Origin of the sequence: Atopobium sp. oral taxon 416 (genome assembly GCF_018128285.1) — a bacterium.
Taxonomy (GTDB): domain Bacteria; phylum Actinomycetota; class Coriobacteriia; order Coriobacteriales; family Atopobiaceae; genus Olsenella_L.
This window is the reverse complement of sequence record NZ_CP072380.1, coordinates 1,353,428-1,375,582: the sequence shown is the minus strand read 5'-3', so window position 1 is coordinate 1,375,582 and position 22,155 is coordinate 1,353,428. Positions and strand designations below refer to the sequence as shown.

At 55.8% G+C, this 22,155-nt stretch carries 22 protein-coding genes, 2 tRNA genes and 1 pseudogene; 11 read left to right on the top strand and 14 right to left on the bottom strand.

Annotated elements, in window-relative coordinates; all coding sequences use genetic code 11:
- Positions 1–30 precede the first annotated feature (30 nt).
- The 3 genes from priA to J4859_RS07335 form a co-directional block, all read right to left on the bottom strand.
- Positions 31–2,355 carry a primosomal protein N' gene (priA, locus tag J4859_RS07345; protein ID WP_212334739.1) on the bottom strand — a complete coding sequence of 775 codons (2,325 nt, stop codon included), beginning with the start codon at positions 2,353–2,355 and terminating at the stop codon, positions 31–33.
- A 91-nt stretch (positions 2,356–2,446) separates the two neighbouring features.
- The gene (gene metK / locus J4859_RS07340; RefSeq protein ID WP_212334737.1) at positions 2,447–3,694 is read right to left on the bottom strand and encodes a methionine adenosyltransferase; all 1,248 of its coding nucleotides are present in this window, start codon (positions 3,692–3,694) and stop codon (positions 2,447–2,449) included.
- Positions 3,695–4,055: 361 nt separating this feature from the next.
- Positions 4,056–4,802, bottom strand: coding sequence for a TetR/AcrR family transcriptional regulator (locus tag J4859_RS07335; protein WP_212334735.1), 747 nt, complete (start codon positions 4,800–4,802; stop codon positions 4,056–4,058).
- Positions 4,803–5,193: 391 nt separating this feature from the next.
- On the opposite strand from J4859_RS07335, the gene gltX reads away from it, so the two are divergent.
- From gltX to J4859_RS16205, 3 genes are all read left to right on the top strand, one after another.
- Positions 5,194–6,684 (top strand): glutamate--tRNA ligase, encoded by a 1,491-nt coding sequence (gltX, locus tag J4859_RS07330; RefSeq protein WP_212334733.1) that lies wholly within the window; start codon positions 5,194–5,196, stop codon positions 6,682–6,684.
- A gap of 258 nt (positions 6,685–6,942) precedes the next feature.
- The gene (locus J4859_RS16210) at positions 6,943–7,860 is read left to right on the top strand and encodes an ACT domain-containing protein (RefSeq protein ID WP_249113793.1); all 918 of its coding nucleotides are present in this window, start codon (positions 6,943–6,945) and stop codon (positions 7,858–7,860) included.
- Positions 7,824–8,408: an L-serine ammonia-lyase, iron-sulfur-dependent, subunit beta gene (locus tag J4859_RS16205; protein ID WP_249113792.1), complete on the top strand. Its 585-nt coding sequence runs from the start codon at positions 7,824–7,826 to the stop codon at positions 8,406–8,408. Before J4859_RS16210 ends, J4859_RS16205 begins: the two co-directional genes overlap by 37 nt.
- 166 nt (positions 8,409–8,574) lie before the next feature.
- On the opposite strand, the gene J4859_RS07320 is transcribed toward J4859_RS16205, so the two are convergent.
- The 4 genes from J4859_RS07320 to J4859_RS07310 all read right to left on the bottom strand — a co-directional run bounded on the left by J4859_RS07320 (position 8,575) and on the right by J4859_RS07310 (position 10,877).
- A complete protein-coding gene (locus J4859_RS07320) occupies positions 8,575–8,790 on the bottom strand; it encodes a hypothetical protein (protein WP_212334731.1) in 216 nt (71 codons plus the stop codon).
- Between the two features lie 187 nt (positions 8,791–8,977).
- On the bottom strand, positions 8,978–9,133 hold the full coding sequence (locus tag J4859_RS16200; protein ID WP_371812237.1) for a transposase: 156 nt from the start codon (positions 9,131–9,133) through the stop codon (positions 8,978–8,980).
- Positions 9,091–9,255, bottom strand: coding sequence for a hypothetical protein (locus J4859_RS07315; protein ID WP_212334729.1), 165 nt, complete (start codon positions 9,253–9,255; stop codon positions 9,091–9,093). Before J4859_RS07315 ends, J4859_RS16200 begins: the two co-directional genes overlap by 43 nt.
- A gap of 461 nt (positions 9,256–9,716) precedes the next feature.
- Entirely contained in the window at positions 9,717–10,877 is a 1,161-nt protein-coding gene (locus tag J4859_RS07310; protein WP_212334728.1) for a lysylphosphatidylglycerol synthase transmembrane domain-containing protein, read from the bottom strand.
- Positions 10,878–11,132: 255 nt separating this feature from the next.
- On the opposite strand from J4859_RS07310, the gene J4859_RS07305 reads away from it, so the two are divergent.
- The 3 genes from J4859_RS07305 to J4859_RS07295 all read left to right on the top strand — a co-directional run bounded on the left by J4859_RS07305 (position 11,133) and on the right by J4859_RS07295 (position 11,867).
- Positions 11,133–11,206, top strand: a tRNA-Gln gene (locus J4859_RS07305).
- A 3-nt stretch (positions 11,207–11,209) separates the two neighbouring features.
- Positions 11,210–11,286, top strand: a tRNA-Glu gene (locus J4859_RS07300).
- A gap of 152 nt (positions 11,287–11,438) precedes the next feature.
- A complete protein-coding gene (locus J4859_RS07295) occupies positions 11,439–11,867 on the top strand; it encodes a GNAT family N-acetyltransferase (RefSeq protein WP_212334726.1) in 429 nt (142 codons plus the stop codon).
- Here the strand turns inward: J4859_RS07295 and J4859_RS07290 are convergent.
- Positions 11,864–13,195: a CCA tRNA nucleotidyltransferase gene (locus J4859_RS07290; RefSeq protein ID WP_212334723.1), complete on the bottom strand. Its 1,332-nt coding sequence runs from the start codon at positions 13,193–13,195 to the stop codon at positions 11,864–11,866. The genes J4859_RS07295 and J4859_RS07290 overlap by 4 nt on opposite strands.
- Before the next feature lie 131 nt (positions 13,196–13,326).
- Here J4859_RS07290 and J4859_RS07285 point away from each other — a divergent pair, with 131 nt between their 5' ends.
- Positions 13,327–14,685 carry an aminopeptidase C gene (locus J4859_RS07285; RefSeq protein WP_212334721.1) on the top strand — a complete coding sequence of 453 codons (1,359 nt, stop codon included), beginning with the start codon at positions 13,327–13,329 and terminating at the stop codon, positions 14,683–14,685.
- 48 nt (positions 14,686–14,733) lie between these two features.
- Positions 14,734–16,179 carry an aminopeptidase C gene (locus J4859_RS07280; RefSeq protein WP_212334719.1) on the top strand — a complete coding sequence of 482 codons (1,446 nt, stop codon included), beginning with the start codon at positions 14,734–14,736 and terminating at the stop codon, positions 16,177–16,179.
- Positions 16,180–16,429: 250 nt separating this feature from the next.
- On the opposite strand, the gene J4859_RS17645 is transcribed toward J4859_RS07280, so the two are convergent.
- The 4 genes from J4859_RS17645 to J4859_RS07260 are packed head-to-tail and all read right to left on the bottom strand — an operon-like array spanning position 16,430 to position 17,637.
- Positions 16,430–16,810, bottom strand: coding sequence for a transposase (locus J4859_RS17645; RefSeq protein ID WP_212334717.1), 381 nt, complete (start codon positions 16,808–16,810; stop codon positions 16,430–16,432).
- Positions 16,716–17,135 (bottom strand): hypothetical protein, encoded by a 420-nt coding sequence (locus tag J4859_RS07270; RefSeq protein ID WP_212335477.1) that lies wholly within the window; start codon positions 17,133–17,135, stop codon positions 16,716–16,718. The genes J4859_RS17645 and J4859_RS07270 overlap by 95 nt, the downstream gene beginning before the upstream one ends.
- Positions 17,136–17,147: 12 nt before the next feature.
- Positions 17,148–17,414, bottom strand: a complete 267-nt coding sequence (locus tag J4859_RS07265; RefSeq protein ID WP_249113807.1) for an IS110 family transposase — start codon at positions 17,412–17,414, stop codon at positions 17,148–17,150.
- Positions 17,380–17,637 (bottom strand): hypothetical protein, encoded by a 258-nt coding sequence (locus J4859_RS07260; protein WP_212334713.1) that lies wholly within the window; start codon positions 17,635–17,637, stop codon positions 17,380–17,382. Before J4859_RS07260 ends, J4859_RS07265 begins: the two co-directional genes overlap by 35 nt.
- Before the next feature lie 304 nt (positions 17,638–17,941).
- On the opposite strand from J4859_RS07260, the pseudogene J4859_RS17640 reads away from it, so the two are divergent.
- Positions 17,942–18,031 (top strand): annotated as a pseudogene (locus tag J4859_RS17640) (hypothetical protein); the annotation flags it as partial.
- Positions 18,032–18,331: 300 nt separating this feature from the next.
- Here J4859_RS17640 and hcp read toward each other — a convergent pair.
- Both hcp and J4859_RS07245 read right to left on the bottom strand, forming a co-directional pair.
- Positions 18,332–19,903, bottom strand: coding sequence for a hydroxylamine reductase (gene hcp, locus J4859_RS07250; protein ID WP_212334711.1), 1,572 nt, complete (start codon positions 19,901–19,903; stop codon positions 18,332–18,334).
- A gap of 13 nt (positions 19,904–19,916) precedes the next feature.
- Positions 19,917–20,180, bottom strand: coding sequence for a GNAT family N-acetyltransferase (locus tag J4859_RS07245; RefSeq protein WP_212334709.1), 264 nt, complete (start codon positions 20,178–20,180; stop codon positions 19,917–19,919).
- Between the two features lie 149 nt (positions 20,181–20,329).
- Here J4859_RS07245 and J4859_RS07240 point away from each other — a divergent pair, with 149 nt between their 5' ends.
- Positions 20,330–20,650: a hypothetical protein gene (locus J4859_RS07240; protein ID WP_212334707.1), complete on the top strand. Its 321-nt coding sequence runs from the start codon at positions 20,330–20,332 to the stop codon at positions 20,648–20,650.
- A gap of 91 nt (positions 20,651–20,741) precedes the next feature.
- Complete coding sequence (locus J4859_RS07235; protein WP_212334705.1) at positions 20,742–21,947, top strand: hypothetical protein; 1,206 nt, start codon at positions 20,742–20,744, stop codon at positions 21,945–21,947.
- Positions 21,948–22,155: the final 208 nt, after the last annotated feature.

The window sequence follows — 22,155 nt, the reverse complement described above, 5'->3', positions numbered from 1 at the left end:
AGGGGTATCCTCTATATCGTACCCAAACCGCTACATCAGGTCATAGGCGTCCACATCGATCGCCACGTTAACCCCACGGGGTTTCTTCAGGTCGTTCACAATCGGGGCGATCAATTGTCCCACCTCCGCATCGAGCGGGGATTTGACAATGATATGCATGCGGTAGCGGTCCTGGATCTTTGACTTCACACAGCCCGCGGGTCCCAGGACATACCATCCGGATCGGCCAGAGAGTTTCTTTCTGACTTCTGAGGCAATCGCGTTGATCACCTGCGTGATCTGATTCTTATACTTCCCCCACACAAGGACGTTGGTGAGACGAGTATAGGGCGGATAGTTGGCCTCTCTGCGCTCCTCGAGCTCTGAGGCGACATAGGACCTGCGGTCGTGGGTCTTGACCGCCTGGATCGCCGGATCCGTGGCCCAGTAGGTTTGGATAATGACTTGACCGGCTTCCTCTCCACGGCCTGCCCGGCCCGCCACCTGTTCCAGCAGATCGTAGGTCCGCTCAGAGGCCCGGAAATCCGGCAGCTTCAGTGTCGTGTCCGCATTGATTACACCGACGAGCGTCACTTCCGGGAAGTCGAGCCCCTTTGCAATCATCTGGGTACCGATCAGCACTGCGGTAGGGGCTGCATCGAATTCCTCCAGGAGCCGCCGGTGGTCTCCCTTGCCTTTGGTAGTATCCGCATCCATGCGGATGATCAAGGTATCAGGCAGCAGGTTCTTGAGCTCATCCTCCACCCGTTGGGTTCCTACACCGAACTGCGCCAGATACCTGCTCCCACAGTTGGGACATCGCGTCGTAGGATCCGGATAGGCCCTGATAGGCCAGCTTCTTCCACAGCTGTGGCACACAAGTGAATGGGTGCGCTCATGATAGGTCAGCGCAGTATTGCAGTGTGGGCACTGTGGGACGCAGCCGCACTCCCGACACATCAGGAAGTTCGCAAAGCCGCGGCGGTTCAACAGCAGCACTGCCTTGTGGTGGTGCTCCACCGTTGAGAGCAGCGCATCCTGCAGACGCTTCGAAAAGATTGAGCGATGGCCACTGGTGAATTCCTGGCGCATATCGACAATATGAACCTCGGGCAAGGTAGCCCTGCCCGGACGCTCGGGCATCGGAACACGCGTCCAGCGGACGCCATTGAACGTACCTTGCTCACAGCGGGTGAGGCTCTCCAGCGAAGGCGTCGCCGAACCTAAGACAAGTGCGGCATGGTTGAGCTTGACCAACTGCGCCGCCACCTCACGCGCGTGGTAGCGAGGCGCTGAATCCTGTTTGTAGGAAGTCTCATGCTCCTCGTCGATGATTACAAGCCCGAGGTTGTGAACCGGAGCAAAGAGCGCAGAGCGGGCGCCCACGACGACCCGAGCCTTCCCCTGTCTCACGAGGTCCCACTGGTCGAAGCGCTCACCGACCGAGAGGCGCGAATGCAACAGTGCCACCTGCTCCCCAAAACGGGAGCGGAACCGCCCCACCGTCTGCGCGGTCAGCGCGATCTCCGGGACGAGTACAATCGCCCCTTTGCCTTCCCTGAGGGCCTGTTCGATCGCCTCAAGATATACCTCAGTCTTGCCGGAGCTGGTGACTCCGTCGAGCAGCACGACATCTCCCTGGGCTGCAGCGCAAGCTTCCTGAATCGCCTTCAGTGCCTGCTGCTGTCCCTGAGTCAAATGCTCAGGTCTAACCGAGCGTGCAGAGCTTAAGGTCGTGGTCTCGAGGCTTCTGAACTCACGCCGGTTCCAAACCCGTACCACCCCATATTTTTCCAAGGTCTTCACGGCCTGTGAAGCCCCCGGCAGAAGAGCATTGAGCTCCACGAGGCGCACCGCGCCGTCAGAGAGTGCCCACAGCACCCCACGCTGCTTGGAAGCCTGCGGACGGGGCTTGAAAGAGACAGCCTGATCGGTGAGCCCGACCCAACGGACATCGAGCGGCCCCGCAGAGCGCTGGACCAACTCCCACGAACCATCCTCCACCTTCTTCACTTTTACGGTCTGCCCCGGAGCCAAAAAGAGGCGAACCGCCTCACACACCGGACAGGCATACTTTTCCGCAATCCAGAACGCTAATTGAGCGGACCTTTCATCGAAGGCGGAGGGCGCCAAGATTGCGTCGATCGATTTGATCTTGTTGAGGGCAAGCCCCTCAGGAGGTTCTCTGTGTACGTCCATCACATAGCCCACGGCACGCCGCCTTGAGAACGGTACGAGAACTGTCATGCCAATCAGATAGCGCGCAGGATCCTGCCGCACCTTCTCGGTCGTGAGCAGCCGATCCTCCACTGCATAGTCAAAGGGGGCTAAGAGCGCACGGGTGGGGATATCGACGACGACACTCACAAAGATCATATACGCTCCCCTCTCAACACAATCAAAGCCAGTGAGGACATCGTATCCCCACTGGCTTTATTACAGTACCACTCTATTCGAGCAAACAGGCTTACTGAAGCTCAGCGACAGCCTTCTTGAGCTCATCGACTCTGTCAGTGTTCTCCCAGGTGAAGTCCGGATCCTTACGACCGAAGTGGCCATAGGCCGCGGTCTTCTGGTAGATCGGGCGGCGCAGCTTGAGGTCGCGGATGATCGCACCCGGACGCAGGTCGAAGACCTTCTCGACGGCCTTCTCGATGATATCGTCGTCCACCTCAGCGGTACCGAAGGTGTCAGCCATGATGGACAGCGGCTGCGGAATGCCGATTGCGTAGGCAAGCTCGATCTCGCAGCGGTGTGCCAAGCCGGCAGCCACGACGTTCTTAGCGACCCAACGTGCTGCATAGGCAGCGGAGCGATCAACCTTGGTAGGATCCTTGCCGGAGAAGCAGCCACCGCCGTGACGGCCCATGCCGCCGTAGGTGTCGACGATGATCTTGCGGCCGGTCAGGCCGGTATCGCCCATAGGTCCGCCGACAACAAAGCGGCCGGTCGGGTTCACGTAGATGGTAGCGTCATCCCACTTGATGCCAACCTCGTCCAAGACCGGACGGATCACGTGCTCGATCATATCCTCACGCACCTGTGAGAGCGCGACATCTGCCGCATGCTGCGTGGAGACGACGATTGCGGTTACCTCAACCGGCTTGTCATCCTCGTAGCGGACGGTGACCTGGGTCTTGCCATCCGGACGTAGGTATGTGAGGGAGCCGCTCTTTCTCATGAAGGCCAGGCGCTCTGCCAGACGATGTGCCAAGTAGATCGGCATTGGCATCAGCACGTCAGTCTCGTCGGAAGCGTAGCCGAACATCATGCCCTGATCGCCGGCGCCAATCTTGTCGATCTCGTCCTCATTGGCGCGAGCAAAAGTACCATCAACGCCCTGGGCGATATCCGGGGACTGGGAGTGGATCAGGTTCATCACACCGCAGGTCTCAGCGTCGAAGCCGTACTTGGCGCGGGTGTAGCCGATCTTGGCTACCGTGTCACGGACGATCTGCTGTACGTCGACGTAGGCCTCGGTTCTGACTTCGCCCATAACGACAATGGTACCGGTCGTGGTGAAGGTCTCAATAGCGCAGCGGACGTTGTTCACGTCAGCCCTGTGGCCCTGAGCATCCACATAGCCCTGCTTCTGCAGCTCAGCCTCTTTTGCGAAAATCGCGTCGACGATTGCATCCGAGATCTGGTCGCACATCTTGTCAGGATGGCCCTCAGTCACGGACTCAGAGGTGAATAGGTAATTCTTGTGCGACATTACACTCCTCGCTTTCCCTCGATCCTATGTTCGGAGCTTCATGAAAAAAGCCCCCTTCTTTCCAGGGGACTTTATGAGCGACACACATATTGTCCCCGTCTTCCAGGCTCTAAGCCTGCCGAGAATTGGCACCCTTCCTCTACGCGTATGAGGCGGGTTGCCGGAGCGTCATCGGGCTCGGTCCCTCGGCTCTTAAGCACTGCACCTTTGCATGCGGTGCCTCTCGACGAGCGATTTGTGCGGTAATACATTACACCACCGCGCAGACACTTTTTTAAATGTAGTTCAAAAAAATAAGCTGTGAAGGCTTTTACTCAGTCTTCACAGCATCACGACAATAGAGGGCTTCCCCACGACAGAATCAGGAATTCTGTTGGAGTTCCCTGTCGACATCCACATCTTTCAGGGAGACCCCTTGCAAGATGATGTGCATCAGCTGTCGGGAGAATTCCTCACGGTCCATCTTGCCGCGGTCGTTCAAGTATGACATAGCGGCGAACATGAAGACGCCGATCACGGAGTTGGCGATGAGCGATGAGTCGAGGCTCTTCTCGATCACACCCTGATCCTTGCCTTGCTCGATCAGGTAGTTCGTGAAGAAGATCATCTGGCTGTAGCGGGAGTCGACATCGTCAATCATCTGATAGCCCTTGTGGAAGAACTCAGAGAGCAGCGCCGAGAACCCGGTCGTATTCTTGGTTAGGGCATCGGAGAAGGCGTCACAGAGCTCTTTTAAGGCTTTGATCGTTGTATCATTGTGGACCACGGCCTCCTCGAGACAGTTAATTATATCATCGCCGATCGAATCATCGATTACGCTCACGATCTGAGAGCGGTCCTTGAAGTAGTAGTAGAGGGCGCCCTTTGACATGTTGCAGCGCTCCGCCACCTCGCTCATCTGGAAATCGATGCTGCCGCGCTCGTAGATGATCTCACGAGCTGCCTCAATGATCCGCTGCCGGGTCCGGGTACTTTTGCGCGTTTTCATGCGGGAGCCGGCCGTATTTGACTCTTTTCTCTGTTTTATTCTGGCCTGCAATGCGTTGTGCATCTCCATCATCACGCCGACGGCCACGTCTCCGGTCGCACTGTGCGCCAATTCTGCCATATGTGAAAGACCCCTTAAAGATATATGGTGCCAGGAGGCACCAGCTGTGTTTTCCACTATAGCATGCTGAACTATAATTTTGACTGAAAATATCGAAATTTACATCTATGCAGTTGTTTGCATATTTAACCGGCATTTATCTTTTGAACCGAAGTCAATTTTCCCAAATATTGTAAGTAACTTACATACATATCTGCAGGTCAGTCCATGCTCTGTAGGCCGGGAAAACTGCTCAGGGCACGCATGATCTCAGGCCTTCTTATGTGAACAAACTGTAGCTACCGATTGGGCAGTGCCTCCGCGTTTATCTATACTGGCACAATGAATTCATTGTCCACACTGATGCACAGATCCTGTGTGCATCACCCTTGTAAGAAAGGCAGCCTCGTTCGTGAGTGATGACAAGCGTTTGGTACGCGTCCGCTTTGCCCCGTCCCCAACGGGAAAACTCCATGTGGGCGGCGCCCGTACCGCGATTTTCAACTGGGCTTTTGCCCGTGCCAACCACGGCACCTTCATCCTGAGAATCGACGACACTGACCCCACTCGCTCCACTGAAGAGAATACGCGGGTCATTCTGCGCGCGATGAGGTGGCTCGGGCTCGACTGGGACGAGGGACCCGAGGTCGGCGGCGACTTTGGCCCCTACAAGCAGACCGACCGGCTCGAGATCTATAAGAAGGCCGCCCATCAGCTTGTAAAAGAGGGCAAAGCCTACTACTGCTTCTGCTCTCCTGAGAAATTGGCAGCTGATAAAAAAGCTGCCCAGGAGCGCCACGACCCCTTCCAGGGCTATCCCAGAACCTGCCGGAACATTCCGCCTGAGGTTGCCCAGGCGCGCGTCGATAACGGAGAGTCACACACGATCCGCATCAAGGTACCGCTGGACCGCGGGGACGTTGTGGCCCACGACGTAATCCACGGCGACGTGGTCTTCAAGGCCAATGAGCTCGACGACTTTATCATCTTTCGCTCTGACGGGACCCCAACCTACAACTTCGCTACGGTGGTGGACGACTCGATGATGGGGATCACCCATGTGATCCGCGGCGACGACCACCTCTCCAATACCCCCAGACAGATGATGGTGTACGAGGCGCTCGACAGGCCGGTGCCCACCTTTGCGCACATCTCGATGATCTTAGGCCCGGACGGCAAGAAGCTCTCCAAGCGCCACGGCGCTACCTCGGTAGAGGAGTACCGCGATGCGGGCTACCTCTCCGACGCCTTCGTGAACTACCTGGCACTGCTCGGTTGGTCCCCGGACGGCTCGACCACGATCGTGCCACGCAAGACCTTAGCCTCAGAGTTCTCGCTTGACCACGTGAGCAAGAATCCTGCCACGTTCGATATCAAGAAGCTCAACTCGATCAACCAGACCTATATTATGGCAATGAGCGATAGTGAATTCGCCGACAAGATCCTGATTCCGGAGCTCAGGAGCGCCAAGCTCGAGCCTGAGAATTCCACCCTGCACGAGCACACGTGGTATGAGATCTTAGCGAGCGTCCTTAAGCCCCGCACTGTCGTGATGCCCGATGTAATCGACAAGAGCCGCTTCCTCTATGTCGGCAACGTTATTGAGTTGGACGAAAAGTCCGTCAAGAGAAACATCGTGAAGCCCAACACCAAGTCCTATCTGACCGCCGCAAAGCGGGCGCTCGAGAGCGTAAGCGAGGAGAACTGGCACGCAGAGCAGATCAACGCTGCATTGGCGCCGCTCCCTGACCAACTCGACACCTCCAAGCGCAAGTTCTACGGAGCACTTCGTGTCGCGGTCTGCGGCAACCAGGTCTCCCCTCCGATGGGTGAGTCCCTGGAGCTGCTCGGCAAGCCCTGTGCCCTTGCCCGCATCGACAATGCGATGCCGCTTGCCCAATAAGCAACGACTACAGCATTGTTTTAAAGCCTGGTATACCTCGGTGTACCGGGCTTTTTCATAGCGATCTTATGTTGGCCGAACAATCCTAGACAAGGCACACACTGTCCCATAGGCTTGGAAGGAATTCAACACACATGAAAGGACACTGAGTTATGCACACCTCTGCATTTGAGATCGTCGGCCCCACTATGGTCGGCCCCTCCTCTTCCCATACCGCAGGGGCGGTGCGTATCGCCCTAACCGCCCGCTCACTGGCAGGTGCTCCCTTACTTACAGTCAGTCGATATCATCCTCTACAACTCCTTCGCCAGAACGCATCTCGGGCACGGCACCGTAAGAGCGCTCATTGCAGGGCTGTTGGGTCTTGCACCGGACGATACCCGGGTGAAGGATTCGCTGGACTTGGCGATACGAGCAGGCCTCACCTTTAAGATCCACGAAGGACGAGACGGGGCCAAACCCCACCCCAACACGGTGTCCCTCGCGATGCATACTACTACCGGCAGGAACCTGGAAGTGTGCGGCGAATCCCTAGGCGGGGGCCGCATCTCGATCTCTGAAATCAATGGGGTCGTCGTGAAGATCACCGGGGACTACCCGACCCTCTTCGTGGCGCACACCGATACCCCAGGCGTACTCTCTGCTTTGACGGCAATCTTGGCAAAGGAGCACCTCAACATCGCGACAATGCGCACCTTCAGAAAGCAGCCCGGAGGTGAGGCGTATACCATCTTTGAGACCGATGAACCGGCTTCGCAGGAGGTGGTGGCTGCCTGTGAAGAGGTGCTTCATGTACAGTTCGCAAGCCTCGTCAATATTCCTGGCGCAATGCCCCTCAAGCTTAGGGTCAACCTCAAATATGACTTTGCAAGCGCCGATCGGCTTATGGAGCTTTGCCGCAACAAACAGATGAGCATCGCCGGAATGATGCGGCTGCGGGAACAGAAGCTGCGCTCTAGCAAGAAAATCCCCGATCAGCTGATGAAGAACATCATCGATACGATGCGCGCCGAAACCCATGAGGCCCTTGAGCAGCCTGAGCATTCCCTGGGAGGCTTTCTCTACGGGGAAGCCAAGCGCGTCGCGGAAACCCCTACGCCGTTCATCAGCGCGACACAGAGGCGCTCGATGGCATACGCATGGCAACGATTGAACGCTCTGCCTCGATGGGCGTGATTGTTGCGGCTCCGACTGCGGGTGCCGCCGGGGTCGTCCCCGGCGTCCTGCTTGCGGCTCAGGAGACGCTTGAAGTTGATGACGGAGCACTTGCCCGTGCGCTCTGGTGTGCCGCTGCTATCGGCCTTCTGATCGCTCAGAATGCCTCGATCGCAGGTGCCGAAGGAGGCTGTCAGGCTGAGGTGGGTACCGCTGCCGCAATGGCAGCTGCGGGACTCATTGAGCTCCAAGGTGGAACCCCTCAGCAAGCTTTGAACGCCGCCTCGATCGCGATCACGAATTTGGAGGGGTTAGTCTGTGACCCCGTGATGGGCCTAGTGGAATATCCCTGCCAGCAGCGTAATGCCGCCGGCATCGCAATCGCCTTCAATGCCGCGCAGCTCGCTCAGGCAAACGTGTGTGGCCCTATCCCCTTCGACGAGGTAGTCGACGCAATGCGTGAGACAGGACAATCCTTACCGGAATCCCTGAGGGAAACCGCCCGGGGTGGCCTCGCCGCCACCCCCACCGCCTGTCAGCTCTGCCACAAATACAGACTGCATTTCTAGGGAAACGATGATTAATGCCCCATAACGTGTTAGAGGGGACCGACCACACGACTTTTCTAGGCCGGTATGCGGGGAAGGCAGGGAAGAATGCTCATCCAGCACGTGCAAGAGCCGCTATCCTGGCATTTGTCCTGCCCCATGCACCGCAATAAGGCTCCAAGACAGATCAAGCGACGCTGGGAGCCGGGAGGTGCAGCCTGCCGGCAAAAGATGCACATGGGTAAGGTTTGTACGGGCGAGGCAGACTTGAGTGTGCAGGCATCTTCTCTATCCTCCTGTAGCGCTTCCTTAAGGGGTCGAAGCGCCGCTTCACGATAAGGAAGGGTGCTTCTGCCTTTGAGCGGCCGGATGCCTTCCTGGACTCGATACCCTTCTTGGACAAGAGTGCACAGGCAAGGCCCTCTCTAGTCGAAGGCTTCCTTGCAACACTTTAGCGCATAGATGAGAGGTGTGGGTCTGCTGTGACCTTAAGGGCGCTTCGCTATACCTCTATAGCCTAAAGTCTGCGCAGCAGAACCTGTCATCTTCCCTTAACGAGTGCATGTGCCACAGGATATGTCGGATACATTCTAAGCGGTCGTCTCTACAGCATGCACAAGGCCGCTGCCAGCGTCTACGCCAATATGTGCCTTGTATCCGATACGCCAGGCTCCCCTTTTCTTGGACTGGTGCGCTTTAAGGGTTACGTGTGTGGTCCTTGTTCTTCGTGGAGCTTTAGGGCCCAGGTGAAGGTCACATCCACCATGGAGCCACCCCGCGCCGTGATCCCTGCCGCTTTAAGGCTATGGCGCATCTTCGCAAGTGTCGTCGCATCTGGCACCTGCGCCTGCATGAGGTCTACGTGCACAGAAGCGCTGCCAGGAGTGGCAATCCAGGATAGCATCTTTAAGTTCCCTCGTCTTAAGAGAGCAAACATAGCCTGCAGCAGATACATCCTAAAGCATCGTCTTTGCAGCGCGCACATGCCTGACAAGAGCCTGTCTATGGTAGCTGGTATCTACCAGTGCAATCCAGCTATCCCACACAACGATCGCATCCATCCGCTCCAGGTGTGCCTCTCGTCTGGTCTTTCTCCTTAGACCTTAGGATTTAAGGTCTTAACAGCTCATCTGGCTGCTCATATCTTCCTTTTGGATATGCAGGAATACGTGGATGTAGCTATACCATATCCAGAAGACAGATAGGTATCTATGTGGGTATGGGCACTGTGTGGTTCAAGACATTTTAAGCCGATGGCATACAGCGTGTGGCCCCAGCGATCTCATCGAGCCGAATTAATCATCGTTTCCCTAGTCTGCACCACTCAGACTACTTAAATGGGGATTCCTTTGACTTCACGCCGTGTGTGATGTCGTTCCAGCGCTGATAGAGCGACTGGGTTGAGTGGGAATGCAGGTTGAGAAACGGGATCGCCAAGAAGATCGGACCGATGTAGGCTATGAAACGCCACATGATGAATCCTGCCATCGTCAGGCTCCCAAAGGTAGGACCAAAGAAGATGTTCCAGGCCAAGTCGACGCCGCCGGTACCGCCCGGCAGGGGCACTGCCGCACCGACCATCTGGACCAGGGCACAGAGCTCGAGGGAGACGATCGGATTGATGTCACATCCAAAAGCATTCGCGATGAACCAAGGAATCATGTAGAGCAGAGTCAGCTGAATGAAGTCGATAACGAGTGTAACGAAGAGACCCTGGTGGGACTGCGTCGCGCGCTGGAAGGCTGCAGAGAGCTCCCCTACCTCATTGTTCACGAAGTTGTAGGCAGTCGAGTAGTTCTTGAGCCAACCCCGCTTGCTTAAGGTCTTCACTGCAGCGTTACCGAATTTCATCACTTGGTTCGGAAAGACGCACACTGCGATCTGAGCAAAGATCATCAGGAAGCCGATCACCCAGGCGACGAGCGCCAGGAAGATCAGATTGCCGTAGATGGCGCGGAATGAAATGAATCCGATCAGCAGGACGATGAGGCTGTAGGTAACTGAAGCTATTTGGAGCATAAGCGCACGGGTCAGCTGGGTACCCGTCGCCTCACCTGCATCCAAGCCCGCATTGGTGAGACGCAGGATCTGTGCAGGAGCCGATCCGATCTGCGCTGGGGTCAGGTTGCCGAAGAAAGCACCGGAGGCCTCCACGCTCATCAGGTCACGGATGCCAACCGGAGAGTCATGGTCGAGCCATACCGCCACCGCATAGGAAGAGACGCCTGCCACGTAGTAGAGGCAGTAGCAGATGATTGCCCCAATGATCCACGGGGTTGAGACGTGGTGCATCGAATCGAGAAACGTGCCCATCTGCCCGCTAATCACAAGGTAGAGGACATAGATGCCCACGACTGCAATGATAAAGAGCATGCCTTTGGCGGCACGGCTCTTGTTCTCATCCGCACCGATCTTCTGAGGGGATGGGGATCTGTACGTATTTCCTCTCGGCCTTTGATTGACGTGTGCCCGCTTGCGCGCGTTCGGCATCGGTCACGACTCCTCTCATATCGTGGTGCTCTTGCTATCAAGCACACTGTAAGTGTCTTAAATTATGACCCGTAGGGGTTTCCATCGGATAAAAATCAGAAAAGACCGAAAACTTCGGGTGAGACTATGGGGAGAATGTGATGAAGGACGGCTCTTGCGCAGAATTTTCGATATTATACAAATCGTCGCTTGCACAAATCTCCCCCCTCAGTTATATTACTAAGCCGCACCTGAAAAGGCGCATGAGTAGTGCATTGAGATATCGTCTAATGGTAGGACAGCGGATTCTGGTTCCGTCAATGGGAGTTCGACTCTCTCTATCTCAGCCATATGGCCCGTTCGTCTAGCGGTCTAGGACGCCGCCCTCTCAAGGCGGAGATCAGCAGTTCGAACCTGCTACGGGCTACCAAACGTACAACCCCGCTCAAAGCGGGGTTTCTTTTAAACCTTGAGACTTAGGGGGCTTAAGTCACGAAGACGGAGATCAGAGCGGTCACGGCTGACGATATTGCACCGCTTCGGAGGATCTCCCGCGTCACCTTCAAGAGGACCTTCGATGCGGTGATCGCTCCGGATGATATGGCCCGCTTCCTCGATACCAAATACGATACCAACGTCTTGCGTAAGGAAATTGAAAATCCGGAGAGCAAATTTTTCTTTCTGCTCGTCAATAGTGCCGTTGCCGGCTACCTCAAAGTGAATGTGGGATCGGCCCAAACAGAGCACATCGCCAGGAATGCACTAGAGTTGGAACGTATCTATCTGGATGCCCCCTATCAACACCAGGGCTTGGGGAACCTGCTCTACGATAAAGCCGAGTCCATTGCCCGCGCAAAATACAAATCCGCCATGTGGCTCGGCGTCTACGAGCACAATATCCCTGCCCAACACTTCTATCGCAAAAAAGGCTTTAAGCGCATCAGCCAGCATATTTACCAGGTGGGAGACGACCCTCAGATCGACTACCTGCTGATCAAGTATCTCAACTAATCTGTCAGCTCTGCAGCATGATTGCGAACGAAGCTGACCAGTTCGTCGTGATTGTTCGAAACAGCTCCGGCCGTCACCTGATGGAGAATCTCATTCATAACATTACCGACCTTAGGTCCGGGTTCAAGCTTCAGGAGCTCCATCGCTTCACACCCAGAGAGGACAAGCTCAGCCGGCTTCAGCGGAAGCTTCTCTGCACACAGCTCAGTGAGCAGTGTCTTTATGGTGGCAATATTTCTTCGGCGTTCATCCGTCCAGCGCTCCACAATCGAGCGCGCCTGCCACAGCTCAACCAGTTGAAAACTCAGCGGGAAGCCGGATCCCTTTGACATCCGTTCAAGCTCACTGACCAGGTTGAGCACCTTCTCACGCGTCACTGATTTTCTTTCAAGCAGGTCTGCAGCAGCTTCATTCTCCATGAGGAGTGCCTCGACACCCGCCACCACTTCAGTCCGCTGTGCCATCCGCTTGAGCGCATTCTGCGCCTCCTTGACCGTATTCTGAGAGAACAGGGCAGCCCAACGAAGCGTCTGAGGGCAGAGCCCTCCTGCGAGAGCTTCTATGAGGGAGGCCTCTTCACAGAGCTCCTCCCACTGCTGTTTCGAGAGTTTGGCAAGCTCAGACACTGCCGCACGCAGCACGATGCGCTCGTACTTCAGGGCCCATCCCAACCGTTTGCTCTCAAGGATCCTGTTCAGTTCCTGTCCGATACGTTCTGAGGCGATGAGGGCAAGCTCACCGGAGCATTTCTCAAGGGCTTGCTGCGTCTCCGGATCGATCACAAAGCTGTAGCGAGCGGCAAACCGTACCGCCCTAAGGATTCTGAGGGCATCCTCGTGGAACCGCTTCTGTGGATCCCCCACGGCACGGATAATCCCCGCTGCAAGGTCTTTTCTCCCCCCAAAGGGGTCTTTGAGTCCCCGTATCGGATGCCAGGCCATCGCGTTAATCGTAAAATCACGCCTTGAGAGGTCTTGCTCGATCGTGTCGACAAAAGTGACCGAATCCGGATGCCGGAAGTCTGAGTAGGTGCTTTCAGTGCGGTAGGTCGTGATCTCGATCGGTTTATCGTCGACCACCGCGGTGATGGTTCCGTGGGCAGTCCCGGTTTCATGCACGTCGATGCCTGCTTCACGTAGTGCTTGTTCGCTTTTCTTCCAGGGTGCGTTTGATGCCATGTCCACATCGTGCGCCGGGTCCCCTCGCAGGGCATCCCTGACCCAACCACCGACAATCCAGGCTTCCCAGCCTGCATCTTCAAGAGCGGAGAGCACCCGCATGGCATAGGCAGGCAACAGGCCAGGGGAAAGCGTTTTCGGCATAGTCATAGGACAGATCCTTACAGCAACAATCAAAGCGGACTCTTAAGCATACCGCAAGCTGTGGGCTTGTTGACTCACCGGTATTTTAAGGCTCTTGTCTGATATGCTTGTAGAGGTCAATTATAGAAAGGATCACTATGACACCTGATACGTCAATCAGCGCGCAGGATCTGGAGAGGTCGAAAGACAGCTTCTTCTCCGAGCGCGCCGATATCGTGGCGAAGAATGCCGTAACCTCACAAGGTATCCGTTCCGCCGCACGCGTCCCGGAGGCTGTGGCAAAGAACTCCCTTGACTTCGATATCGACCTCACCCAGGGCGAGCGCACCGACCAGATGCACTCCGGCCGCTGTTGGATGTTCGCATCACTAAACACCATGCGCTATCGCTCCATCAAGAAGTTCAACCTCAAGACCTTTGAGCTCTCACAGGCCTATCCTCTCTTCTGGGACAAGCTCGAGAAGAGCAATTGGTTCTTAGAGAACATTATCGACACCGTTAAGGAGCCCCTCAACGGTCGCTTAGTCTCCTACCTCCTTACCGACCCGATCGGCGACGGTGGCCAGTGGGACATGTTCAAGGCTTTGGTAAAGAAGTACGGCGTCGTCCCCAAAGAGGCTATGCCTGAGACTGCCTGCTCCAAGAACACCCGTGAGCTCGACATGTACCTCACCCGCTACCTGCGCGGCACCGCCAAGCAGCTACGCGACGCAGCCGAGCAGGGCAAATCAGCGGACGATCTCCGCGCTCAGAAGAAGGCCATGCTCGAGGATGTCTACCACATTCTCGTCACCTGTTTAGGTGAGCCTCCTGCGTCCTTTGAGGTGCGCCTGCACGACAAGGACGACAAGCTTGTCCTGAGTGGTACCTTCACCCCGCAGGAGTTCTTTGACAAGGCCGTCGGCATGAACCTCGACGACTATATCTCGCTCATCTCTGCCCCTACCAAAGACAAGCCTTTCATGCACACCTATACGGTGAGCAGACTCGGCAACGTCGTGGAAGCCGGCGGCGTCAAGTATCTGAACCTCGAGGCCGAAGAGCTCAAGCGCGTCGCGATCGCCCAGCTCAAGGACAACCTGCCGGTCTGGTTCGGCTCTGACGTTATGCAGAGCTATCTTACCACTGACGGTATCATGGACACCGCCGCGGTGGACGTTGATTCCCTCTTCGGCTTCCCGGTGGAGACCTGCCTCGACAAGGCCGCGCGCCTTGACTACGGCGAGAGTCTGATGACCCACGCGATGGTGATCGAAGGCGTGAGATTCGATTCGGACGGTCAGCCGACTCTGTGGAAGATCGAGAACTCCTGGGGCAAGGACCACGGCCGCAACGGCTTCGATACCCTGACCAACCCCTGGTTTGACGAGTACGTTTATCAGGTCGTCATCGATAAGAAATACCTGACCGAGGAAGAGCGCCATATTTTTGAGACTGAGAAACCGACAGTGCTACAGCCGTGGGATCCGATGGGCTCACTGGCGCTTTCAGATTAAGCACAACAACAAAACATTCGGCATACGAAAGGATTTGAGCGAAGAACTATGGGGAAAGCACTTGATCCCGACTGGGCGGCGCAACAGAACCAAGAGTTTCAGGAGAGCCGTGCCAACCACATCGCCCGCAACGCGGTGACCGCCACCAACGTTATGCAGGCCGCCCGTGACACCTCCGTGATGCGCACCTACCACGACACTTACGGGATTTCCATCTCTAAGACCGGCGACATCACCAACCAGCGCCAGAGTGGCCGCTGCTGGATGTTCAGCGCCTTCAACGTCGCCCGCCACGCCGCGATGGACTATCTAGACGTCGACACCTTCGAGTTCAGCCAGGCCTATGGCATGTTCTATGACAAGCTTGAGAAAGCCAACGCGATGCTCGAACGCATCATTGAGACCAAAGACCTCCCCTACGACGACCGCAGCGTCTGCGAGATCTTAGACAATGGGATGTCCGATGGCGGCTACTACAGCTTCGCGATGAACTTAATCTCCAAGTGGGGCTTGGTCCCAAAATCCGCAATGCCCGAGACTGCAGCCTCCAAGAACTCCTCTGAGATGGACGCACAGCTCAACCGTCTACTTCACCGTGACGCCGGGATCCTGCGCAAAGCTTACAAAGACGGTGCCAGCGAAGAGCTCCTCGAGTCCCAAAAGGGCGACATGCTGGACGAGGTCTACCGTGTCCTCGCTATCTGCTTAGGCGAGCCCCCTGCGAAATTCGACCTCGAGGTCGAGGTAGGACCCAACTGCAAGGCTGAAGAATCCAAGATCCAGGAGGTCACCCCAAAGCCTGAGCACGAGGACGCCAAAGATAGCAAGCCCAAGCGCATCCTGCGTGATTTCGATATCACCCCACTCGAGTTCGCGAGCCACTACGCCCCGTTTGACCCAAACGACTATGTCGACCTGGTCTCCATGCCGGGAGACGCCCGCCCCTACGGCCACGCCTACCACCTGACGCTTACCGACTCCGTCGTCGACGGCAAGCCGAACCACCTGCTCAATGTGAAGTCAGAGGAGCTCGACAAGACAGCCATCGCATCGCTCAAGGCCGGTGTGCCGGTCAGCTTCTCCTGCGACGTAATGCAGCAGTTCCCGCGCCACATCGAGGACTACAAGTACATCCTCTCCACTGACGGTATAGACCTCGATGGCCTCTTCAACGTCGAGTTCAAGATGGACCGCGCCTCAATGATCGATATGCGTGAGACCTCTCTCACACATGCAATGACATTTGAGGGCGTTGAACTCAACGAGAACGGCGCTCCGAAAGCCTGGAGGATCGAAAACTCCTGGGGCAAGGATCAGGGAAAAGACGGTTATCTGATCGCCTCCGCCGACTGGTTCCACCTTTACGGCGGCGAGGTTATCGTACGCCGCGAGTTCGTAGATCCTGAGATCCTCAAAGCCTGGGATGAGACCCCTGTTGAGGACGTCACTCCCTGGAGCGGCATGGCCCAAGCCTATGGTCGCAACCGCCAGTAGTTCCACCCAGACGTAGAACCGAGCTATTACAAAGGCCTCCCACGCTGAGCGCGGGAGGCCTTCTGCTAACCATATCTCTTTACAGGGCGAATCCACATTCTAAGTGCAACAACTAATTACGAGGTAGCGACCCATGCACGACCTAAGATGGTACTTGCGAAGATACCATCTTGGAGGCAGGCAGGGACCGCTACAGCCATCTTAGCATCGAGAAGCGCGAGGACATTATGGTTTGCTGGGGGGGGTGTCCCTATAGTTCTGTCAAGCCGTAGCAGGTGACTTTTCTACATCGCCTGCCGGCGGATCCACATACAGCACCCCATCGCGCATCACCGCATAGATCACGCAAAGCCTCTTGCGGGCCACTGCCTTGAGCGCCTTGCTGTGCCTCATGCCCCTTGCGATGCCAAGCATCGTAGTGCTTCCCGAAGCGGTTCTTCGTCCCCACAAGGGAGTTGCAGCTGAGTATAAAGAGGTTCTTGAGGGCCTTGTTGCCTTTATGGGCGCTCTTCTGCGACCTGATGGAGGACCTGCAGTCATGGTCTGCGGGAGTAAGGCCGCAGTATGCGGCGAGCTTGCTGTCTCTTAGGAAAGAGCGAGGTGGCGATCGAAGTGGCGAGCGCCGAGGCACTCTTGGGGCCTATCCCCGGGATGGTGAGCAGGCAGCGGTAGGTCTTATCGTCCTGGAGCAGGCGGCCCAGCTCGGCGGAGAACTCCGCCCTCTCGGAATCGGCCGCAAGGATCTCCCTGGCAAGGCTGCTTGCCAGCATGTCCTTCGCATCGGGATGGAAGGACGTGGGGGGAGCGTGGGACAGCTTCCAGAAGGCATCCCTTGCCCGGGCGGAGACGCCATGCCTCGCGCACAGCGTGCAGTAGTGTCTCCTGCCTGCAGCGGCAAGCCCTGTCGCCCCTCCGTCGGCTATGGCCGCGAGCTGCCATGCGCTCGAGAGCTGCACGGCGGCTCGGACTTAAGCAGCACCGCATGGAGCCTGTTGCAGGCCGGAGCGCCTCGTGGCATATAAGAGCTGTAAGGACAGCAGCGATACGCAGGTGCTGAGGTCGTCGGTCTCGGCTATGGGCCTGATGGCCGTCCTGCCGCCTATGCCCATCTGCGCGATGGCCTCGGTATCTGTTCGGTCACTCTTGGCCGTCCCGGGAAACATCTCCCAGGCGTACTTCATCGCCTTCCTCGGAAGGTATCTAACATCGATCCTTTTCGCGCACCACCTGTACACGATAAGCGAGCCGATGTTGTTCTTCTGGTCCACAATTGACCAGGGCACCCTCTCCCGCCTCGTCGAGCAGAGCCTCGATGTTCTCCTGGCACCTGTCCTGCCTGCGGCTGATCGCGATGGTGCCACCCAGTTTCAGGCCCACTGCCCAGTGAAATGGCCTTCCCACATCTATTCCGAGATAGAAGCGCTGCGGCCCGAACCAGTCTTTCTGCTTGCGCTCCATGGTGGTCATCTCCTCTTTTGCCGGCAGGCCAGCGTGTCTGAGGGGCAGCATCCACACTACCCTGCTTATCGTGAGGCACATCCCTATCAGCCGTTCTCAGACAGACCACCATCCCTTAGCAGCAACACTCCCCGGGCCTTCGTAAGAGGCAGGGGTACACGGCTATCCGGGGAAGGTTAGCCAGCAGCCCCTTTCAGGGCCATCTATAAGGTTAGGGAATCCGCAGGTACTTCATTGTCGAAAACCCTAAAGCTTTAAGAAGTCCCCCAGGGGCTGGCTCTCCCACTGTAATGGGTTCTTTGGGACCATGAAGAGCGAGATGCTCTATGGAAGGGGCTGGTCAGCCGCCACGCTGGATGAGCTGGAGGCAAAGATAGACAAATATATCGTCTGATGCAACGAGAAGTGCCAGAAAATGTCACTCGCAAGCATAAGCCCGCTCCAATACAGGCACAGCTTGGGGCTTGCGGCTTAGGAGATACAGGTACGAATTCCCGTTACCACCCCTGCTGTACAACATTAGCTTCCTCTACCGAGTGTATTGCACATTCTGTAAGCCTGAAATACAGGCATGCAACCCTCCAGCCAAAAAGAAGTACAAAAAGGAGCCAGACCAGCGCTTGTAGTGTGCTGATCTGGCTCCACACAGAGGGAAGATGTACGCGTATCAGTTGATTGATCGGTGAAGCTACTCCTATGCGAGCATCTCCTGAAGATCCTTCTCAGGCGTAGAAATCGGGGCGATGTGATACTTGTCGACCAAGATCTTGAGGACATTTGGTGAGATGAAAGCCGGAAGCGTGGGTCCCAGATGGATATTCTCGATACCCAGATACAGAAGTGTCAGGAGAATCGCGACGGCCTTCTGCTCGTACCAGGAGATGTTGAAGGAGAGCGGCAGCTCATTGACACTGCAGTTAAAGGCCTGAGCAAGCGCAAGGGCGATCTGAACCGCACCGTAGGCGTCGTTGCACTGACCTACGTCGAGGATACGTGGGAAGCCTGCAACCGTACCCAGGTCAAGATCATTGAAGCGGTATTTGCCACAGGCCAGCGTCAGGACGATGGAATCCTTCGGAGTCTGCTTCACGAACTCGGTGTAGTAGTTTCTGCCCGGACGTGCACCGTCGCAGCCACCAACCAGGAAGAAGTGAGAGATCTTGCCGTCTTTGACTGCCTGTACAATATCTCCTGCGTGGGAGAGAACAGCCGCGCGACCGAAGCCAGTCGTTACCTGGTGACCACCGTTGATGCCGGTCATTTCGTGCTTCTTCGGATAGCCGCCAAGCACTTTTGCCTTCTCGATAATCGGCGTGAAGTCCTTATCCTTTCCGATATGGACCAGACCCGGGAAGCTCACTACATCAGTCGTATAGACGCGATCCGCATAAGAGGGACGGGGCGGCATCAGACAGTTGGTGGTAAAGAGCACCGGAGCCGGGATATCTGCAAACTCCTTCTGCTGGTTCTGCCACGCAGTGCCGAAGTTGCCCTTGAGCTGCGGGTATTTCTTGAGCTCTGGATAAGCGTGCGCCGGCAGCATCTCGCCATGAGTGTAGACGTTGACGCCGGTGCCTTTGGTCTGCTCAAGCAACAGCTTCAGATCGCTTAGGTCATGACCGGAGACGACGATGAAGGGGCCAGGCTCGATATCGAGCGGCACCTGCGTCGGCTCAGGATCGCCGTAAGTCTCGGTATTGGCCTGGTCAAGCAGCTTCATGCAGGCGAGGTTTGCCTTGCCTGCGTTGAGTGCGGTCTGCAGCAGCTCATCGGTACTCATATCGCTTGCCAGGGCGCGCAGGCCCTCTAGAAAGAAGTTATCCACTTCGCGGTCACGGTAGCCGAGCAGCGCGGCATGGTGCGCATAGGCGGCGATGCCTTTCATACCGAAGAGGATGAGGGACTTGAGTGAACGGGTATCCTCATCCGCATTCCAGACTGTATTCATATCGAAGTCGTCGAGTAGCTTGTCAGTGATGCGCTCCTTGATGAGGCAATCCTTGAGAGCATGAATCGCGTTCAACTCGTTCTTGATCGACTCGTCGTCGAAGTTCACATTCGTCAGCGTCATGAACAGCGAATCGATCAGCGAATCCCAGGCTGCAGGCTTAAGCTGTGCGTCTTGCGGCACCATCTGCGCAAAGGCGACAAGCGCTCCAACTAGCTCATCCTGGTCCTGCGCTACCTGTGCACTTTTTCCGCAGACGCCAGCCTTACCCATGCATCCTTTGCAGGCGAGTGTCTGTTCACATTGAAAACAAAACATTAGATCTCTCCAATCAACATCCGTGTTTCTCGAGCCAGTGCTTCGCGTACAAGCAGTCAGGTCTCACGCGCGAGCCACTTGTATGGATCAGATCCACCGCACGGCTCATGAGCTTTCCAGCAATGCCTTGGCCCCGCCGTTGTTCGCACACATATGTGTGCGTGATTGCCACGGTGGTTGAGTCAACACGCTTCATATCGAGGCGCGCGACCGTTGTGCCCGTTTCATCGATCACTTTGATACCGTCCTCAGTCGCCATCCATGTCAAAGTATCCATTGTGCCCCTCTCGCCGTGCTCCTTTATTAGGCTAGCAATATCACGTCCAAGATATGTTGTACAGACAACATTTAGTCGGGCTTTCGCATACCAGAAAGCCTATAACCGAGATAAGGGAAAACCAGGAAGCGGGAATAATCAAAACTATCGTGTTCGATGTGGGCGACGTACTGATGAAGCTCGACGCGATGGAATTGTGCCGAATGCTGACCGGCAATGAGAGGGATGCCCATGCGATCGATCAGATTCTCTTCCACCACGTCAACTTGCAGTTCATGGACACCGGTACACTTACCGAGCACGGCGCCCTGGTGATCGCTCACGCCCATCTCCTCAAGCGACTGTGGAAGGCAGCCAACACCGCGCTAGCCGACTGGGACCTCTACTGCACGCCAATCCCTGAGACAAACGAGCTGACGGCGATGCTCCTGACGCTTCTATTGGTGTCAATCCCCAAGCCGATCCCATAGAGAAACGGACTAAACTAGAACACAAGAAATATAATACGACAGTGGGTTAGAGCAGCTGAGGAGAATCACATTGTCTAAATCGTATCCCTTCATGACCGATGGAGAATACCGCTTGGCGCTGAAGGCTATCAGATCGTATATCGAGACCTCCGTCAGCAGCTATGATCCCGGCTATCAGGCGCTCTATGACGCATACGAAAGGTATGCGTTTCCCCAGCCCGAAGACCTCGACAACCCTGCATTCGAGAGTGAGTCTACGTCTCCCTATGAGCAGGCGGAGCAGCACATTTCCCGTGTCAGACCGACAAGCCAAGAGGTCACCCTCGCAGATCAGTTGTGGCTCATCGGAAGAAGATGCCCACCTCCAGTGCAGCGCTATCACTATCGGAATTCCTTTGTGAGACCGACAGAACAATATCTTCCAGACAAGGAGCATGGCTCGTTCTATGGTGACATCGCACTCTTGTTAATGAGGGGCCCAGAAAAGGACGGAAGTATTCCCGTGGGGTACCTCAGAGATTGTGCGGTACCGCTCACTGAGGACAGAGATGTGCTATATGACGGGGATTTTTTCGACTATCTGCGTATGCAGTCGGTCAGGAATGCCTGCTACCTATTGAGGAAGGAATATCGGAAATCTTTCTTCTTGCGGTTTTATAAGCTCTATGGTGAGAACCCATGGGTTACGTCTCAAAAGTCACTGATCGACGCAACGGCACAGACAACAAAGCTGATTGCCCAGTTCACCCAGCTGATTATGAGCGCCCGGCTCCTGCGAGATGCCGCGATTCTCAAAGAATCCTCGATCATCCTGAAAGACCCTATTCAGAGAGCCCAGATATCAGCTGATCTCACTAATTGGAAAGAGGTCCTCAACGACTGGAGGGACACGATCCAGGAAGGGAAACAATCCATCTGCATCTCCTTCAGCAGCAAGCTTCTCCACTTCCAATGCCCAGAGCGCTTCTTCCTGTTTGACAGCGTTTCCTCGAACATGACTACGGGCCAGAATGGCATGACCATGCGAATTCCAACAAGGAAGCATCCTGAAGGGTTCCAGATTATCTTGAGTTTTGACAAAACCTGGACGAACGAAGTTGTCCGAAACGTCAACTATGTCAGTGCCTTGCCAAAGATCAGCATGAGGGGCGATGAAGAGACCTTGCAGCGCTATTTCGATCATGCCGCAAAGGAGCTTGCACTCAGTCAGCTTATCGCCGATGCTATGGACGGGGAACCACTGTCCTGGCCTCTCACCCGCTTGACTGACTTCCTGGTAACAAAAACATCGAAGTGATCCGACAGCTCATTCAAGGTACCTTATAAGGATGTCATAATGGGATGAATATTAAGTAATTAAATCTTCATCTGTACGTTTGGAATATACATGGTTCCAGGAGAATCCCAGTGAGTAAAGAGAAAAGTAGAGCAGAACAATTAGGAGGCCAGCCTGCCTAGTTCTTATTCGTTTATGACTTTGTTCAGAGCAAGTACAACGACTGGTT